14 protein-coding genes and 1 pseudogene are annotated in these 15,443 nt (G+C 72.1%); 10 read left to right on the top strand and 5 right to left on the bottom strand.

Features of this window, described 5'->3' with window-relative positions; genetic code table 11:
* The first annotated feature begins 47 nt into the window (after nt 1-47).
* A complete protein-coding gene (hemC, locus tag RPQ07_RS26765) occupies nt 48-983 on the top strand; it encodes a hydroxymethylbilane synthase (RefSeq protein WP_313946748.1) in 936 nt (311 codons plus the stop codon).
* Nucleotides 984-1,077: 94 nt separating this feature from the next.
* On the opposite strand, the gene RPQ07_RS26760 is transcribed toward hemC, so the two are convergent.
* Complete coding sequence (locus RPQ07_RS26760) at nt 1,078-2,226, bottom strand: serine hydrolase domain-containing protein (protein WP_313946747.1); 1,149 nt, start codon at nt 2,224-2,226, stop codon at nt 1,078-1,080.
* Nucleotides 2,227-2,377: 151 nt separating this feature from the next.
* On the opposite strand from RPQ07_RS26760, the gene RPQ07_RS26755 reads away from it, so the two are divergent.
* The 4 genes from RPQ07_RS26755 to RPQ07_RS26740 all read left to right on the top strand — a co-directional run bounded on the left by RPQ07_RS26755 (nt 2,378) and on the right by RPQ07_RS26740 (nt 6,150).
* Nucleotides 2,378-2,971: a GNAT family protein gene (locus tag RPQ07_RS26755; RefSeq protein ID WP_313946746.1), complete on the top strand. Its 594-nt coding sequence runs from the start codon at nt 2,378-2,380 to the stop codon at nt 2,969-2,971.
* Between the two features lie 204 nt (nt 2,972-3,175).
* Nucleotides 3,176-4,645, top strand: a complete 1,470-nt coding sequence (gene rox / locus RPQ07_RS26750; protein ID WP_313946745.1) for a rifampin monooxygenase — start codon at nt 3,176-3,178, stop codon at nt 4,643-4,645.
* Between the two features lie 87 nt (nt 4,646-4,732).
* Nucleotides 4,733-5,197, top strand: a complete 465-nt coding sequence (locus tag RPQ07_RS26745) for a hypothetical protein (RefSeq protein WP_313946744.1) — start codon at nt 4,733-4,735, stop codon at nt 5,195-5,197.
* 107 nt (nt 5,198-5,304) lie between these two features.
* Entirely contained in the window at nt 5,305-6,150 is an 846-nt protein-coding gene (locus RPQ07_RS26740; RefSeq protein ID WP_313946743.1) for an MOSC domain-containing protein, read from the top strand.
* A gap of 22 nt (nt 6,151-6,172) precedes the next feature.
* Here RPQ07_RS26740 and RPQ07_RS26735 read toward each other — a convergent pair whose 3' ends face one another.
* Both RPQ07_RS26735 and RPQ07_RS26730 read right to left on the bottom strand, forming a co-directional pair.
* Nucleotides 6,173-7,519 carry a glycoside hydrolase domain-containing protein gene (locus RPQ07_RS26735; RefSeq protein ID WP_313946741.1) on the bottom strand — a complete coding sequence of 449 codons (1,347 nt, stop codon included), beginning with the start codon at nt 7,517-7,519 and terminating at the stop codon, nt 6,173-6,175.
* Between the two features lie 204 nt (nt 7,520-7,723).
* Nucleotides 7,724-8,002: a hypothetical protein gene (locus tag RPQ07_RS26730; protein WP_413777782.1), complete on the bottom strand. Its 279-nt coding sequence runs from the start codon at nt 8,000-8,002 to the stop codon at nt 7,724-7,726.
* A gap of 121 nt (nt 8,003-8,123) precedes the next feature.
* Between RPQ07_RS26730 and RPQ07_RS26725 the strand changes: the two genes are divergently transcribed.
* Nucleotides 8,124-8,489, top strand: coding sequence for an arsenate reductase family protein (locus RPQ07_RS26725; protein ID WP_313946740.1), 366 nt, complete (start codon nt 8,124-8,126; stop codon nt 8,487-8,489).
* Between the two features lie 192 nt (nt 8,490-8,681).
* On the opposite strand, the gene RPQ07_RS26720 is transcribed toward RPQ07_RS26725, so the two are convergent.
* A complete protein-coding gene (locus tag RPQ07_RS26720; protein WP_313946739.1) occupies nt 8,682-9,155 on the bottom strand; it encodes a carboxymuconolactone decarboxylase family protein in 474 nt (157 codons plus the stop codon).
* 47 nt (nt 9,156-9,202) lie between these two features.
* Between RPQ07_RS26720 and RPQ07_RS26715 the strand changes: the two genes are divergently transcribed.
* Nucleotides 9,203-10,615 carry a PLP-dependent aminotransferase family protein gene (locus tag RPQ07_RS26715; protein ID WP_313946738.1) on the top strand — a complete coding sequence of 471 codons (1,413 nt, stop codon included), beginning with the start codon at nt 9,203-9,205 and terminating at the stop codon, nt 10,613-10,615.
* Between the two features lie 159 nt (nt 10,616-10,774).
* A complete protein-coding gene (locus RPQ07_RS26710; RefSeq protein ID WP_313946737.1) occupies nt 10,775-11,452 on the top strand; it encodes a hypothetical protein in 678 nt (225 codons plus the stop codon).
* 265 nt (nt 11,453-11,717) lie between these two features.
* Here the strand turns inward: RPQ07_RS26710 and RPQ07_RS26705 are convergent, their stop codons facing one another.
* On the bottom strand, nt 11,718-12,650 hold the full coding sequence (locus tag RPQ07_RS26705; protein WP_313946736.1) for a Gfo/Idh/MocA family protein: 933 nt from the start codon (nt 12,648-12,650) through the stop codon (nt 11,718-11,720).
* A 183-nt stretch (nt 12,651-12,833) separates the two neighbouring features.
* Here RPQ07_RS26705 and RPQ07_RS26700 point away from each other — a divergent pair, with 183 nt between their 5' ends.
* Nucleotides 12,834-14,273, top strand: coding sequence for a hypothetical protein (locus tag RPQ07_RS26700; RefSeq protein WP_313946735.1), 1,440 nt, complete (start codon nt 12,834-12,836; stop codon nt 14,271-14,273).
* Nucleotides 14,270-15,410: pseudogene (locus tag RPQ07_RS26695) on the top strand (ARPP-2 domain-containing protein). Before RPQ07_RS26700 ends, RPQ07_RS26695 begins: the two are co-directional and overlap by 4 nt.
* Nucleotides 15,411-15,443: the final 33 nt, after the last annotated feature.

Genomic DNA, 15,443 nt, shown 5'->3' with positions numbered 1-15,443 from the left:
GCCGGGAGTGGAACGATCGTCGAGCGGGACGCTCTATGGTGGTCCGCATGTCTGCGCCTGACCTCATCCGTATCGTCTCCCGTTCCTCGCCCATGGCTCTGGCCCAGGTCGAGCGCGTCCGCGCCGAACTGACCGCGCTGCACCCCGGAATCCGTACGGAGGTCGTGCCCGTCACCACGTCCGGGGACCGCTGGATGGGGGACCTGGCCAAGCTTGGCGGAAAGGGCGCGTTCACCAAGGAGGTGGATGCGGCGCTGATCGCCGGGGAGGCGGATCTGGCGGTGCACTGCGTCAAGGACGTGCCCGCGGACCGGCCGCTGCCGGCCGGGACGACCTTCGCCGCCTTCCTGGAGCGGGACGACATCCGGGACGCCCTGATCCATCCCGAGGGGCTCACCCTGGACGAGCTGCCGGCCGGGACCCGGATCGGTACGTCCTCGGTGCGCAGGATCGCGCAACTGGCCGCCTCGCACCCGGAGCTGGAGTGCGTGCCGATGCGGGGCAACGCCAACCGGCGGCTGGAGAAGCTCGCGGCCGGGGACGCGGACGCGCTGCTGCTCGCGGTGTCCGGTCTGGAGCGCATCGGGCGTACGGACGTGATCAGCGAGGTCCTGTCGGTCGAGACGATGTGCCCGCCGATCGGTGCGGGAATCCTGGCGCTCCAGTGCCGTGAGGACGACGCCGCGACGATCGACGCGGTGAGCGGGCTCGGCGATCCGGCGGCGTACCGGGAGGCGACGGCCGAGCGGATGTTCCTCCATGTCCTTCAGGGCCACTGCAATTCGCCGATCGCGGGGTATGCGCGGGCGGAGCGCTCCGGGGACCTGTCGCTGCGGGCGCGGGTCTTCACCCCCGACGGCAAGCGGGTGCTGAACGCACACGAGTGGGCGGGCCCGCTGGACCCGGCGACGCTCGGGACGTCGGTGGCGGTCGCGCTGCTGCGGCAGGGTGCACGAGAGCTGATCGACGGGATCGCGCACTGAGGTCCCACCGGGGCGCGTGACGCAGGCGTACGCGCGGGGCCCGGCGCCCCGGCACGTACGGTGCCGGGCGCCCCCGCCCTCGTACGGCCGCGGCTCAGGCGTCGGCCGCGTACCGCCAGAACTCGCGCATCAGGGCCGGCGGGGTCGGCCCGCCCATCTCCCGCTGGGTGAGCAGGATCGAGACCGTACCGGTGGACGGCGTGATGTGCGCCGCCGTCCCGGTGCCGCCGACCCAGCCGTAGCGGCCCGGCACGTTCCAGGGATCGACCGGTGCGACGTCGACCGAGCCACCGAACCCCCAGCCCTGGCCTTCCAGGAACAGGTGGCTGTCCGCGCGCTGGGACGCCGTCAGATGGTCGGTGGTCATCTGCCGTACGGACGCGGCCGACAGCAGCCTGCGGCCGTCGGCGGTCCCTCCGGCGAGGAGCATGCGGCCGAAGGCGAGCCAGTCGTCGGCGGTCGAGACCAGTCCGCCCGCACCGGAGGGGAACGCTGGCGGGGTGCTCCACTGCCCGTCGGGGGCGTCGATCAGGTCGAGGCCGCCCGACTGCCCCTCCCGGTAGGCGGAGGTGAAGCGGCCGCGTTCGCCGGCCGGGACGGCGAAGGCGGTGTCGGTCATGCCGAGCGGGTCGAACAGCCGCGCCTGGAGGAACTCGGGCAGCGGCCGTCCGGCGGCGCGGGCGATCAGTACACCGAGGATGTCGGAGCAGGTGTTGTACAGCCAGGTGTCGCCCGGCTGGTGCAGCATCGGGATACGGGACAGGGCCGCCATCCACGCGTCGGGCCCGGCGACGGTCTGCGGCTGCGGCGGGCCCTGCTTGAGATCGCCGAACAGCGGGGCGACCGCGGGCAGGGAGAAGTCGGACGGGAAGCCGTATCCGGCACGGAAGGTGAGCAGGTCGAAGAGGGTGATCGGCCGGGCGGCGGGGACCACGTCGTCGACCGGGGCGTCCGGGGTACGCACGACGACCGGTGACGCCAGCTCCGGGAGCCAGGTACTGACCGGCTCGTCGAGTGCGACGACGCCGTCGTCGACGAGCATCATGGCCGCGGCCGCGACGACGGGCTTGGTGATCGAGGCGATGCGGAAGATCGAGTCCCGGGCCATCGGAGCGGTGCCCTCGGCGTCGACGGACCCGGCGGTCTCCACCTCGACCCGGTCACCGCGGGCCACCAGGGCCACGACTCCGGGCACCGATCCCTTGTCGACCTGGTCCTTCAGGATGTCGTGCAGGCTGGTCATCGCTCCGCCTTCTGTTCGCCGGGTGCCGTCGCAGAGACAGACTTCCATCGGGGCGGGGAATCATCGGGACACGTCGGAACACCCTTCCGCATTTTGCACTAGTGCGATCGCATGTTGCGGCTAGTACAAAATCCGGCTAGCGTCGGTGCGCATGCCTGCCACGATGCCCGCGCCCGTCACGCTGACCGGCCACCACGTACGCCTCGAAGCCCTCACCACGGCCCACCTCCCTGATCTGTTCGCCGCGGGTGGCGGTGACGACGAGGTCTGGCGCTGGCAGGGCGGGCCGACACCGCACACCCAGGACGCACTGGGCGAGAAGCTCGGCGCTCTGCTCGACAGCGCCGCGCGCGGCACGTACATCCCCTTCGCGGTCATCCACCGCCCCACCGGCCGGGCGGTCGGCTGGACCACGTACATGGACATCGACGTGGAGAACGAGCGTCTGGAGATCGGCTGGACCTGGTACGGCCGCGCCTTCTGGCGTACGGCGGTCAACACCGAGACGAAGCTGCTGCTCCTGGCCCACGCCTTCGAGGAACTGGGCATGGGCCGCGTCCAGTTGAAGACCGACCACATGAACCTCCGCTCCCAGAAGGCGATCGCGCGCCTCGGGGCCCAGCGGGAGGGAGTCCTGCGCCGTCACCGGCTGCGCCCGGACGGCACCTGGCGGGACACGGTCTACTTCTCGATCCTGGCCGACGAGTGGCCGGCGGTGAGAAAGGGGCTCGCGGCCCGCCTCTGAATCGATCGAAGGACGCCCGGAGACGACGAAGGGCAAGGAGAGTCCGACTCCTTGCCACTCTCAACATATAGCGCACCGGGGGGCTTGCGGCAAGGCCCCGGTCGTCCCGCAGAATGATCCGCCGAAGCCAGGACCTGCGGAAACAGCAGATGCGCGTGAGGCGCGCGGACGGCCGGAATCCAGTCTCGTTGAATGGGCGTTTCGATGATTGACGTGATCGTGGTCGGCGGCGGACCGACCGGTTTGATGCTGGCCTGCGAGTTGCGGCTGCACGGCGTGCAGGTGGTCGTGCTGGAGAAGCTGACCGAGCGCACCGGGGAGTCGCGCGGGCAAGGTCTGCACGCGCGCAGTGTCGAGGTGATGGATCAGCGCGGCCTGCTGGACCGGTTCCTCGCGGTCAGCGAGAAGTTCCGGGTCGGCGGTCTCTTCGGCGGCATCGTGAAGCCGTGGCCGGAGCGGCTGGACACGGCGCACCCGTACGGCGTCGCCACCCCGCAGCCGGTCACCGAGCGGCTGCTGGAGGAGCGCGCCGTCGAACTCGGCACCGACATCCGGCGCGGGTGCGAGGTCGTCGGGCTGAGCCAGGACGAGCACGGGGTGAGTGTCCAGCTGGCGCGTGAGGGCGCTCCCGCCCCTGAGGGTGCGGCCGAAGGGGGAGGCACGCACCTGCGCTCGCGCTATGTCGTCGGGTGCGACGGCGGGCGCAGCGCCGTGCGCAAGCTGCTCGGTGTCGGTTTCCCCGGTGAGCCCGCGACGGTCGAGACGCTGCTGGGTGAGATGGAGGTGACCGAGGATCCGGCGACGGTCGCCGCCGTCGTCGAGGAAGTCCGCAAGACCCACCTGCGGTTCGGCGTCGCCGCCCCGGACAAGGACGGGGTGTGCCGTGTCGTCGTGCCCGCCGACGGGGTGGCCGAGGACCGTGCGTCCGCGCCGACCCTCGACGAGTTCAAGAAGCAGCTGCGGGCCTTCGCGGGCACCGACTTCGGCGTGCACTCGCCGCGCTGGCTGTCCCGCTTCGGCGACGCCACCCGGCAGGCCGAGCGCTATCGCGTCGGCCGGGTGCTGCTGGCCGGCGACGCGGCGCACATCCACCCGCCGACCGGGGGGCAGGGGCTCAACCTGGGTGTGCAGGACGCGTTCAACCTCGGCTGGAAGCTGGCCGCGGCGGTCGACGGCTGGGCACCGGAGGGTCTGCTGGACAGCTACCACTCCGAACGGCACCCGGTGGGCGCGCGCGTGCTGGACAACACCCGGGCGCAGATGACGATGCTGGGGAGCGATCCGCGTGCGACCGCGCTGCGGGAACTGCTCGGGAGGCTGATGGACTTCGAGGAGGTGAACCGGTACGTGACCGGGATGGTCACCGCGGTCGAGGTCCGCTACGACTTCGGCGAGGGCCATGACCTGCTCGGCAGCCGGCTGCGGGACGTACAGCTGAAGCGCGGCCGCCTCTACGGGCTGATGCACGAGGGGCGCGGCCTGCTGCTCGACCAGACCGGCCGCCTCTCGGTGGAGGGCTGGTCGGACCGGATCGACCATGTCGTCGACGTCAGCGAGGAACTGGAAGCGCCCGCGGTCCTGCTGCGACCGGACGGCCATGTGGCGTGGGTGGGTGAGGACCAGCGGGATCTGGTGGACCGGCTGCCGCGGTGGTTCGGCGCGGCGGCGGGCTGACCGCGAGCCGCCGGCGGGGGCCTCGACTCGGCTCACGCCCCCGTGCCCCCGGTCGCGCGGCGGACCGAACGGGCTGACGCTGATTCCATGAGTGAGCCGAACGCGTGGCGGCAGTGGGACGGACCTCAGCACGCGGCACCACCGCCGGCTCCGCCCCGGAGACGGCGCCGATGGCCGTGGGTGGTCCTGGTGATCGTCCTGCTGCTGGGCGGCGGCTGTGCCGCATTCGCCGGCCTCTTCGTGAACAGCGTCTCCGACGAGGTCTCGAAGACCGTCCGCGTCACCTACGAGGTCACCGGCGACGCGAAGGACGCCGCCATCTCGTACACCACCTGGCGCGACGGGGACATGCTGACCAGCGAGGAGAGTTCCCGCGACCTGCCGTGGCGGAAGGTCGTCACGACCGAGGGGTTCATCAAGGGCGGCTCACTCAGCGTCACACTCGGCGCGGACGGCGGGCGTGCGACCTGTTCCGTGACCGTGGACGACGGGACACCCAGAACCGCGACGGCGTCCGGGCCCTTCGCGACCGCCTCGTGCGAGGGGTTCTGACGCCTGCGCCGCTTCCGTCCGGGCGGGCCTGCGCGCCGCGTGGACCGCGACCTCGATCGCCACCTCCGGGTCCGCTCCCCCGGGCCTCGCCCGTACGATCGGACAGCATGGGGATCACTGTGCAGAAACTGACGTACTACCCGGTCAAGGGCTGTGCCGGGACGGACGTCGAGTCCTCCCGGGTCGGGGATACGGGACTGGAGCACGACCGTACGTTCATGGCCGTCGACGCCGTCGCCGGGTCCTTCCGCAGTCAGCGGACGCTGCCGGCGATGGCCGCCGTCCGGCCCGAGATCGTCGACGGCGGCGGTGTGCTGCGGCTGTCGGCCGACGGGGTCGAGAGTCTGCTGCTGGACGTCGACCACGACGGTGAGCGGCGGCCGGTGAGCATGTTCGGGCGGGACATCGGGGAGGGCGCCGATCAGGGGGACGCCGTGGCCGAGTGGTTGTCCGAGGTGCTGGGGGCGAAGTCGCGGCTGGTGCGGGTGCCGCCGGGGTTCGACCGGGACGGGTGGGGCGAGACGCCCGGCAAGGTGGGGTTCGCCGACGCGCATGCCGTCCTCGTCGCCTCGCAGGCTTCGCTGGACGGTCTCAACGCACGGATCGAGGCCGCCGGAGCCGCCGCCGTTCCGATGGACCGCTTCCGGCCGAACATCGTGCTCGCCGGCTGCGACGCCCCGCACGCCGAGGACGACATGCGGCAGCTGGACATCGGAACGGCCCGACTCGCCTACGCCGTACGGGCGGTGCGGTGCGCGGTGCCGATGGTGGACCAGCTCACCGGGCTGCGGGCCGGTCCCGAACCGATCCGTACGCTCGCCGGGTACCGGCGTGAGCCCGCGTACGACAACAAGGTGAGCTTCGGCATGAAGGCGGCGGTCGTACGGCACGGCACGCTCGCCCTGGGCGACACCGTGGTGGCGACGACGACGGCGTCCGGCCCGGCTGCCTGACCTCACCCTGCTCCCACCGGCGTCAGCAGCGCGGCACCGGTTTGCTGTAGGTCGTGTTGCTGGCGTTGGACACGTAGTAGTCGGAGACGTAGCGGCCGTTCTCCGTACGGTTCCACACCGATGTCGTGCCGACGGCCGAGCCTGCCCGCTGGCAGTACACCCAGGCCAGTGACCCGTTCGCGAGGACCGCTCCGGCCGGGAACGACGTGCCGGGGCCGGTGCGTTCGGCGACACCCGTGGTCGTCTGGAACGGGTACGTGCACAGCGGCAGCGGGCGGCTGTAGCCGGTGTTCGACGGGGTGCTCACATAGCGGTCGGTGACGTAGGTGCCGTCGGAGAGCTTGTCCCACACCGGGGAGCCGCCGACAGCCGGACCGGGCGTCTGGCACACCACCCTCACCGTGGTCCCCGGCGGGTAGGACTTCGCCGCCGGATAGGTCGTGGACGGGCCGGTCCGGGCGTTCAGCGCGGTGGTGCTGGTGACGGAGTAGGGGTACGCCACGGTGGCGACGGGCGAGTCGAGCCGGTCGGTGTCGATGTTGATCGTGACACCGCCGTACGTCTCGTTGTGGCCGCCCTTGAACTGCTTGGCCCGCTGGTGCAGCGGCCACCGCACATCGGGGATGTTCGTCCAGCCCTTGAGCGAGTCGACCGAGTCGTAGCGGGCGATCCACAGCGCGTCGGGACGGGCGTACGAGGTGGACGTGTAGACGTCGGAGAGCTGCTTGGCCCCGAAGTTGAGGTTCATGTACACGCCCGAGACATAGCCGAGCCGGTGCAGCTCCTTCGTCCAGGCGGACACGAAGGCCAGCACACCGGTCCGGCAGGTGGCGTCGGTCTGGGTGTAGTGCTCGATGTCGTTGTAGACGGCGCTGCCGGGGACCATACCGAGCGCCTTCGCCTTGGCGACGGCGTCGGCCGCCGCCGCGGTGCCCTGGCCCCGGGCGGTCGCCGCGGCACGGCTGATCTTGGCGTCGGTGGGCTTGCCGCCGCACGGCGGCTGAAGTCCCTTGTAGATGGGCAGCAGACGCCATTGGAGCGCCGACACGGAGGCCACCCATGGAGCGGTGAGCTGCGGTTGGGCGCAGGTGCGGGTGATGCCCCCGATGTAGACGCCGACGGCGCGGTACGGGGAGGCCGTCCAGGCCTGGATGGCCGACAGCGGCGGTGCGGTGCAGGTGTCGAAGGCGAGTCCGGAGTAGCGCGTCGCGCTCGCGCCCGCCGGATAGGCGGCGGGCGTGGCCGGTTCTGCGGCTGCGGACGGGGCGAAGGCGAGGACGGTGCCGGCGACGAGTGCGCCGGCGGTCGGCAGGACGCAGAGTCTTCGGATTCCGGGAAGTCGGGGAAGGATGCGGGACGGGTGCGGCATGGCGGCCCCCCTGAACGGTTCGAACCGAGTGGCATCAGCATGCGCCGCGAGCCGCCAACTGTGCCCTCAGCTGCGCGCTTTGTTGCGGTAACCGGACAAACCGCCCTTGTGGGGCGGGAAAGAGCCCCGCCGTCGTCACCGGAGCGACGACGGCGGGGCCTTGGGGGTGGGCAGTGGTCGTGACGGACGTGACAGCCGTGGCGGTCAGCGTCCGTAGCGGATCAGCGCACGCACCATCCGGCACGTCGTGTCCGAGGGCTGGTGTACTCCGATCTGCTCCGCCGTCGCTCGTATCCTCGTGTTGTCCGCGGTCGCCGGGTGGTAGATGCCCGAGTCCAGCAGGGCGATCGTCAGCCGCATGGCCTTCAGGCGGCGGTTGTGCGTCACGTACCACTCGCGCGGCTGTCCGGCCGGCAGCGGCTTCCTCGTCGCCTGCGGGAACTCGGTGTCGGCGGGCTTCCTCATGAGTCTGGCTACAGCCATCGGCAACCTCCTGGCACGGTGGCGGGACCATCCCGAACTACTGTTCATTCTACTGGCCGCCACTGACAATCCCCCCTGGCCAGACGGTGTTTGAGGGGCTGGTGAGCGGTACCGTGGCGGGATGGAGATCTGGATCAATCCCGCCTGTTCCAAGTGCCGCAGCGCGGTGAATCTGCTCGACGCGGAAGGCGCTTCGTACACCGTCCGCCGCTACCTCGACGAGGTGCCCAGCGAGGACGAGATCCGCGCGGTCCTCGGCCGGCTCGGGCTCGAACCGTGGGACATCACCCGGACGCAGGAGGCGGAGGCGAAGGAGCTCGGGCTCAAGGAGTGGGCGCGGGAGGAGAGTTCGCGCGACCGGTGGATCGAGGCGCTGGCGCGGCATCCGAAGCTGATCCAGCGGCCGATCATCACGGCGGACGACGGGACGGCCGTCGTCGCGCGGACGGACGAGGCGGTACGGGACGCGCTGGGGCGCCACGGCTGAGAGCCGGTCGCGCACGGGCCCCGCGCCGCACGGCCGCGGGGCCGATCCGGGCGGCCAGGGCGCCCGTTCCACCCCCGGGCCCGCCGCACGGCCGAAGTCGCCCTCCGCGTACTGCCGTGGACCCTCCACACAACGGAACACCCCTCCGTACCGCCGAAGGCCCCTCTGCACCGCCTGAGGGCCCCTCCGTGGTCAGCGTTCGTCCGTGCCCGCCACCTTCCCCGTCGCCAGCGCGATCCGGTTCCATGTGTTGATGGTGAAGATCAGCGCCAGCAGCTGAGCCAGTTCCCGCTCCTCGAAGTGCTCGGCCGCCCGGGCGTACACCGCGTCCGGGACCCCGCCGTCGGCGACCAGCGTGACCGACTCCGTGAGCGCCAGCGCCGCCTGCTCCTTCGGCGTGAAGAAGTGCGCGGCCTCCCGCCACACGGCCGTCATGTGCAGGCGCTCCTCGCTCTCGCCGGCCTTGCGGGCGTCACCGGTGTGCATGTGGAGGCAGTAGGCGCAGTGGTTGAGCTGCGAGGAGCGGATCTGCACCAGCTCCACCAGCGTCGGATCCAGTCCCTCGCGTGCCGCCGCGTCGAGGCCGATCACGGCGCGGAACGCCTTCGGGGCCAGCTTGGCGAAGTTGATGCGGGAGGCGCTGCGGTTGATCTCTGTCGTCGTCATGTGTACGAATCTAGTGAGACAGAAGACCGGTGACAGGGTGCATTTTCATGGCAGATTCATGGGTCAATCCGGCGGAGATCCTGGGTGCCGACCTGCATCTGGAGCTCACCGGCGGTGGCAGCCGTCGTGCGGCCCTGATGCGTGCGCTGCGGGACGCGATCCGGACCGGGCGGCTCGCGCCGGGCACCCGGCTGCCGCCGTACCGCTCGCTCGCAGCCGATCTCGGTATCGCCCGCAACACCGTGGCCGACGCCTACGCCGAGCTGGTCGCGGAGGGCTGGCTCACCGCGCGACAGGGCTCGGGGACCCGCGTCGCGCATCGCACGGAACCGACCACGCCCGTACGCAGACCGCGCACCGCGACACCCGAACACCGGCCGGTGTACGACCTCATACAGGGCCGTCCCGATCCGTCCGCCTTCCCCCGCGCCGCCTGGCTGGCATCCGCGCGCCGGGCGCTGACCGCCGCACCGCACGACACGTTCGGGCCCGGTGATCCGCGGGGACGGCCGGAGCTGCGCGAGGCGCTGGCGGAGTATCTGGGCCGGGTGCGCGGAGTGCGGACCGACCCCAGCCGGATCGTCGTGTGCTCGGGTGCCGCGCACGCGCTGCGGCTTCTCGCGCAGGTGGTGGGCGGGCGGTGGGGCGTCGAGGAGTACGGACTGCCCTTCCACCACGCGCTGCTGACCGACAGCGGTGTGCGGACCGTCTCCCTGCCGGTCGACGAACACGGCGCGGACATCGCCCTGTTGGGCGGGGAACGGGCCGTCCTGCTCACTCCGGCCCATCAGTTCCCGACCGGCGGCCCGCTGCACGCCGAACGGCGCTCGGCCCTCGTGGACTGGGCACGGTCGTCGGGCGGTCTGGTCCTGGAGGACGACTACGACGGCGAGTTCCGCTACGACCGCCGGCCCGTGGGCGCCGTGCAGGGCTTGGATCCGGACCGGGTGGTGCTGATGGGGTCCGTGAGCAAGAGCCTCTCCCCCACCCTGCGGATCGGCTGGATGGTGCTGCCGCCGCAGCTGCTGGACGATGTCCTGGCGGCCAAGGGCGAGCGCGAGCAGTACTCCAGCGCCACCGAACAGCTCACGCTCGCGGACTTCGTCCGGTGCGGGGCGTACGACCGTCATGTCCGCAGGATGCGGCTGCGGTACCGCCGCCGGCGCGACCGGCTCGTCGCGCTGCTGACCGAACGGGCGCCGCAGGTACGGGTGACGGGGATCGCGGCCGGGCTGCACGCCGTACTGGAGCTGCCGCCGGGGACGGAGCGGGCCGTGGTGAAGGCGGCGGCCTGGCAGGGGCTCGCCGTCGAAGGGCTGGCCGACTTCCGCCGGCCCGGCGGGCCGGGTGAGGGGGCGGACGGGCTCCGGGACGGCCTGGTCGTCGGGTACGCCACCCCGCCCGAGCATCTGTACACGGAAGCCCTGGACGCCCTGTGCCGCGCGCTCCCGCCGGCCTGACGCGCGCTGCCGCCGGTGTGACGTGCGGCGGCAGGAACACCCCTCCCACCTGGCTCAACCTTAAGAAAAGTTAAGGAAGTTGCGGGTGAGGACCTTGAGTCGGACCGCCCGCCTACTCGTACGTAGGGGCACACGGAACCGACCCGACAGGAGTCCCACGTGTCCCGCAAGAAGACCCTCACCGGTAAGAAGAAGATCGCTCTGCTCGTCGGCGCAGCAACCGTCGTCGGCGGTGGGGCTTTCGCAATGACCGGCACCAGCCAGGCATCGGTCGCCTGCGACGGGCTCGTCACGGCCCTGCAGAACAACGAGCGGTTCATCGCCGACCAGCGCGCCACTCCGGACGCGCAGTCCGAGGCGCGTATCGCCAACCGGCAGGCCGTCATCGAGGAGATCAAACGAAAGCAGGCCGCCTCGGGTTGTGAAGTCGGCACAGGGGGCGGCGAGGCGGCCCAGCCGCCCGCGCAGCAGCCCCCGGCGCAGGAGCAGCCGCCCGCCGAACCGCCGGCGCAGGCCCCGCCGGCCGAGGAGCAGCCGCCCGCCGAAGGCGGCGGCGAGGAGGCCGGCGGCGGTGACGCCGGAGCCGTGGGCGAGGTCGTCTGCGCCGGTTCGACCGTGACGCTGTCCGGCGAGGCCGGCGAGCCCGCCGCCTCCAGCAACCAGTTCCCGATCGGCACCACGCTCAAGGTGACCAACCTCGACAACAACAAGTCGACGACGGTGAAGGTCGCGTCCCCCTCCGGCAGTTGCGCGCTGCTGAACAACGCCGCCTTCGAGCAGGTGCGGGAGCCGGGCAAGTTCCTGATCCGCAAGGCGCGCATCGAGCGCGTGGGCTGACCCGGCGCAGTCCGGGCCGGTGCCCGTCCGTCCTCCGGAGCTCTCCCCCGAAGCGTCCACGCGCTCCGGGTGACCGGAAGACCTGTTCCGCACTCATACGGTGGGGCGCTGCCCGCCCCCGCCTCCGGGAGTAGCGCCCGTGCGGAACGGGACAGGCGGACGCGGCACCGCCCGGGCCGGCGCGCGGGGTGACCCGAGGCGCCCACCGGACGAGCCGCGGTTCGCCACCCCCGACGAGCCGCGGCTCCCCACCCGTCAGGTCCCCTCACGGGAGCCGCGGTTCCCCCTCACGGGCCGGCAGCTGTGCCTCGGCCTCGGCGAGGATCTCGGTCAGCCGCAGCCCGAAGGCCAGGTCACAGCTGTGCGGCCGTCCCGTGCGCGCCGACTCCACCAGCGCGTCCAGCGCGGCCCGGAACGATCCGACCGCGTCCCCCCACTCCGGCAGCGAGGCCGTCCCCGGCTCGCCCACGAGATCGATGGTCACGCCCGACGCGCTCACCGGCGCGCTCAGCCCCAGAGTCGCCGTGCTCGAAGCGCCCGACGCGTGCCGCAGCACCAGGTGCACGGTGTCCTCGGGGCCTCGGGCCGCCGTCACCCGGGTCACGTCGCCGAGCACCGGGATCAGCACGGACAGCACATGCGGGCCGACGTCCCACAGCCCGCCCTTCTCGCGCCGCCAGGGCGAGGCGGCGTACGGGCTGTCGCTGTCGTGCGCGAACAGCGAACCGAGCCACCGCGCATGGGCCGTGTACCAGCCCTTCGCCGCGGCCCGGTCCTCGATCCAGGCCGCGGTCTCGGCGGCGAACCGCAGCGTGCAGAACACCACGGACGCCACCCCGGCCCGCTCGGCCGCGTCCGCCGTGGCCCGGGCTGTGGCCACATCCGTCGCCACCGGCTTGTCCAGCAGCAGATGGCAGCCGGCCGCGGCGGCCCGCGCGGCGAGCGGCGCCTGGATGTCCGGCGGCAGGGCGAAGGCCGCGATGTCGCAGGAGGCGAGCAGCTCGTCGGCGCCGTCCTCCCCCGTGTACGCGGCCGTGCCGTGCGCCCTGGCGATCACCTCGGCGGCCTCGGGCCGCCTGGCCCACACCCCCGCGAACTCGACACCGGGATGGGCGGCAAGGGCGGGCGCCTGGGTGCGCTCGGCCCACGGGCCGGCGCCGAAGAGTCCGATACGCAGCTGCTTCGCGGGGGTCGTCATGCGGCCCAGTGTGCCCGGCGGAGAGAAATTCCGGGGGAACGGAGTGGGAGCGGTGTTACGTTTCCGGTGCCGGCCGCGGGACTCCGGTGCGACTTCCGAGACATGCTTCTGACGCAGTGATTTCGCCGTTCGCATCCCCATTCCCCGGCCGGCTCCAGTGCTGGCGGGACCCGGGGGGAGACCATGGCGGACGCCGCCGAGACATCCGCCGATCTGGTCGCGGCCGAGGACGTACTGCTCTTCGTGAACGCGGCGATCACGGCGACCGGACAGCGGGAGTTCCGCTCGTCGGCCGGCGAGCAGCAGCTCTCCCTGTCCTTTCTGCACGAGTACGTGTGCACCAACTACCGGACCGTGTACGCGGCGGCGCTCGCTCTGGACATCAACGACCACAACGCGGCCTCGATCATCGAGCGACTGCTGCGCACGGCGGATGACGCCGACCGCCCCCAGAAGCTCGCCGAGGGCAGGCTGATCGCCGCGCGGCTGGCCTCGCTGCCGCCGCAGCGCGTGTACCGGCTGTTCCGCGCACTGCGCACCGCCAGGGTCAACAACCGCCGCACCCGGGCGATCCAGCGCGACTGGCTGCGGGCCCGCCCCGATCTCGGCCATGACGCGGTGAAGTACCGCAGCGGGCTGAGAGCGGCCGCACGGCACACGCATCTCTCCTTCGGGGCAGGCCCCCTGGACGAGGAGTACGGCGATTTCCTCTTCCGTCCCGGCCGGCGGATCCGGTACGAGGACGCCTTCCTGGACGCGTACCGGCGCGCCCACTACGAACGGGAGGCGGTCTACGAGCTGCCGTTCACCGTGGCCGAGGGCTTCGCCGCCCGGCACGGGATCCCCCGCGGGGTGTTCCTGGAGCGGATCGCGCCGCGGATGACACGGCTGGAGCGGCTGCGTACGCAGAGCTCCGGCACGACGGCGGATCTCGGCGTCATGCCGCTCACCCGGCTGTGCCTCTACGTCCTGTCGCTCACCCGGCAGGAGCGCGTGGACCGGCGGGCGGAGCTGACGGGTGCCCTGCGGGCGGCGGCGCTGCGGGCCGCGGGTCCGCACGCCGGTACCTGGGGCAGGGTGGCCGCCGTGCTGGACGACAGCTACTCGTCGTACGGCTCGGGGGTGAAGCGCCGCCGGCCGCTCGCCGTGGCGCTCGGATCGCACTTCCTGCTGGAGGCGCTGGCCGGGTCGTACCGCGCGCACTGGACCTCTGGTGCCGGAGATCCGCTTCTGGTGCGCCCGTGGGGGCCGAGCCCGGTCGGCACCCGCGTCCTCGACGCACTGGAGCACTCCCCCGACCGTCTGGTGATCGTTTCGGACGGCTGGGACAACGCGCCGCCCGGGCTGGCGGGCGAGGTGCTGCGCGTCTGGCGGACCCGCCTCGATCCGGACCGGCGCACAAGTGTCGTGCACGTGAACCCTGTATACGACGCGGACGGGTTCGACGTCCGCCGGCTCGCACCGGGCGTGCCGACGGCGGGCATCCGCGACGCGGAGGATCTGGCGGCGCTGGTGGAGATCGCGCAGTTCGCCGAGGGCCGCACACGGCTGGGCGAACTCCAGGCCTATCTCGACCGCCGCTGCGGCCAGTTCCTTCAGCGGCATCAGGAGGGGGCACGATGACCAAGCTGGACATGACCGGCCTGACCGCGGCGCCCGGCCAGACGTGGGGCGGCATCCGCCTGGTGCCCCTGCTGCGCGACAAGCCCGTGGACGGGCTGCGGCTGCGCCACGAGGTCTACGGCCCCGGATACGGCGCGGTGGAGACCGGGCCCCGGACGTCCTACCTCTCCTACGTCCCGCACGGCTTCGTCGCCGACTGGTCGGGCGACGGCAGCCGGTCGGCCACGTACGGCACCCAGCTGGGCGACGGCTGCCCGGTGACCATCCCCGTCCGCCCGTCACCACCGGCTCGCCAAGCGGCGTTCGGTGAAGGGCGTCAGCGAGCGGCGGCTGCGCTTCCTGCCGCTCCACCTCGCTCTGGACGGCTATCTGGCACTGCACTTCAACGGGCCGTCCGTCGTCTGGGACGAGTGGTCCCAGCAGGCCGTGCGCCGGGGGCTCTCCCCGCGCGCGGAAGCGGCCTGGGCCGGATGGCAGGTGCGTGGTCTCGCGGAAGCGCTGCGGCTCTTCGAGATCCACCCGGACCAGTGCGGCGTGCTGGTCTACGCGGCGGACTCGCTCGCCGCGGCCTTCGTCGTGCCGCACCCCGAGGACTACCGCGCCCTGCATCCGTCGCTGATCGAGGATCTGTACGGCGAGCTGGTGCACCAGTACGCCTTCTTCGGCGCCGCGGTGCCCGCCTTCGAGGCCAGGATCCGCGACAGCCGCCACCTCACGACGCTCGCCGATCTGCGGGCGGCCGCGCTGGCACAGGAGCGCAGCTGGACCGCGGCCCACGCCACCCTGTTCGCGAACCGGCTGCTCGACCCGTCGTACCTCTACGAACGGGGTTACCGGATGGAGTCGTTCGCGCTGTGGCGCTTCCTGCCCTCCTTCAGCCGCGGCGAGGCGGAGCAGCACATCGGCGAGGTCATCACGGACCACAAGGGCCGGGTCGCCTATCTGAAGACCTTTCGTCTGTCCGAGGCACAGATCCGCCGCGGCCACCTGCTGAACCGGCTGCACGACCACGACTGGCATCTGGGCCGAACGGCGCAGTCACTCGGCACCACCGAGGCCGATCTGGTGCGCAGAATCCGTGACGCGGGCTTCTCGTCCCTGCTCAAGCACGGGGTCGAGAGGGTGGCCAGGAGCTAAAATCCGGGCTCCACGGGGGGCGGCGCGCACGGG

Origin of the sequence: Streptomyces sp. AM8-1-1 (genome assembly GCF_032229325.1) — a bacterium.
GTDB lineage: Bacteria > Actinomycetota > Actinomycetes > Streptomycetales > Streptomycetaceae > Streptomyces > Streptomyces achmelvichensis.
The sequence above is the reverse complement of the archived record's forward strand: the minus strand, read 5'-3'. Positions and strand labels throughout refer to the sequence as shown.

Excerpts from the sequence above, each read along its gene's own strand:
- hemC (WP_313946748.1), top strand. The coding sequence starts at position 48 with ATGTCTGCGCCTGACCTCATCCGTATCGTCTCCCGTTCCTCGCCCATG.
- RPQ07_RS26760 (WP_313946747.1), bottom strand. The coding sequence starts at position 2,226 with ATGACCAGCCTGCACGACATCCTGAAGGACCAGGTCGACAAGGGATCG.
- RPQ07_RS26755 (WP_313946746.1), top strand. The coding sequence starts at position 2,378 with ATGCCTGCCACGATGCCCGCGCCCGTCACGCTGACCGGCCACCACGTA.
- rox (WP_313946745.1), top strand. The coding sequence starts at position 3,176 with ATGATTGACGTGATCGTGGTCGGCGGCGGACCGACCGGTTTGATGCTG.
- RPQ07_RS26745 (WP_313946744.1), top strand. The coding sequence starts at position 4,733 with ATGAGTGAGCCGAACGCGTGGCGGCAGTGGGACGGACCTCAGCACGCG.
- RPQ07_RS26740 (WP_313946743.1), top strand. The coding sequence starts at position 5,305 with ATGGGGATCACTGTGCAGAAACTGACGTACTACCCGGTCAAGGGCTGT.
- RPQ07_RS26735 (WP_313946741.1), bottom strand. The coding sequence starts at position 7,519 with ATGCCGCACCCGTCCCGCATCCTTCCCCGACTTCCCGGAATCCGAAGA.
- RPQ07_RS26730 (WP_413777782.1), bottom strand. The coding sequence starts at position 8,002 with ATGGCTGTAGCCAGACTCATGAGGAAGCCCGCCGACACCGAGTTCCCG.
- RPQ07_RS26725 (WP_313946740.1), top strand. The coding sequence starts at position 8,124 with ATGGAGATCTGGATCAATCCCGCCTGTTCCAAGTGCCGCAGCGCGGTG.
- RPQ07_RS26720 (WP_313946739.1), bottom strand. The coding sequence starts at position 9,155 with ATGACGACGACAGAGATCAACCGCAGCGCCTCCCGCATCAACTTCGCC.
- RPQ07_RS26715 (WP_313946738.1), top strand. The coding sequence starts at position 9,203 with ATGGCAGATTCATGGGTCAATCCGGCGGAGATCCTGGGTGCCGACCTG.
- RPQ07_RS26705 (WP_313946736.1), bottom strand. The coding sequence starts at position 12,650 with ATGACGACCCCCGCGAAGCAGCTGCGTATCGGACTCTTCGGCGCCGGC.
- RPQ07_RS26700 (WP_313946735.1), top strand. The coding sequence starts at position 12,834 with ATGGCGGACGCCGCCGAGACATCCGCCGATCTGGTCGCGGCCGAGGAC.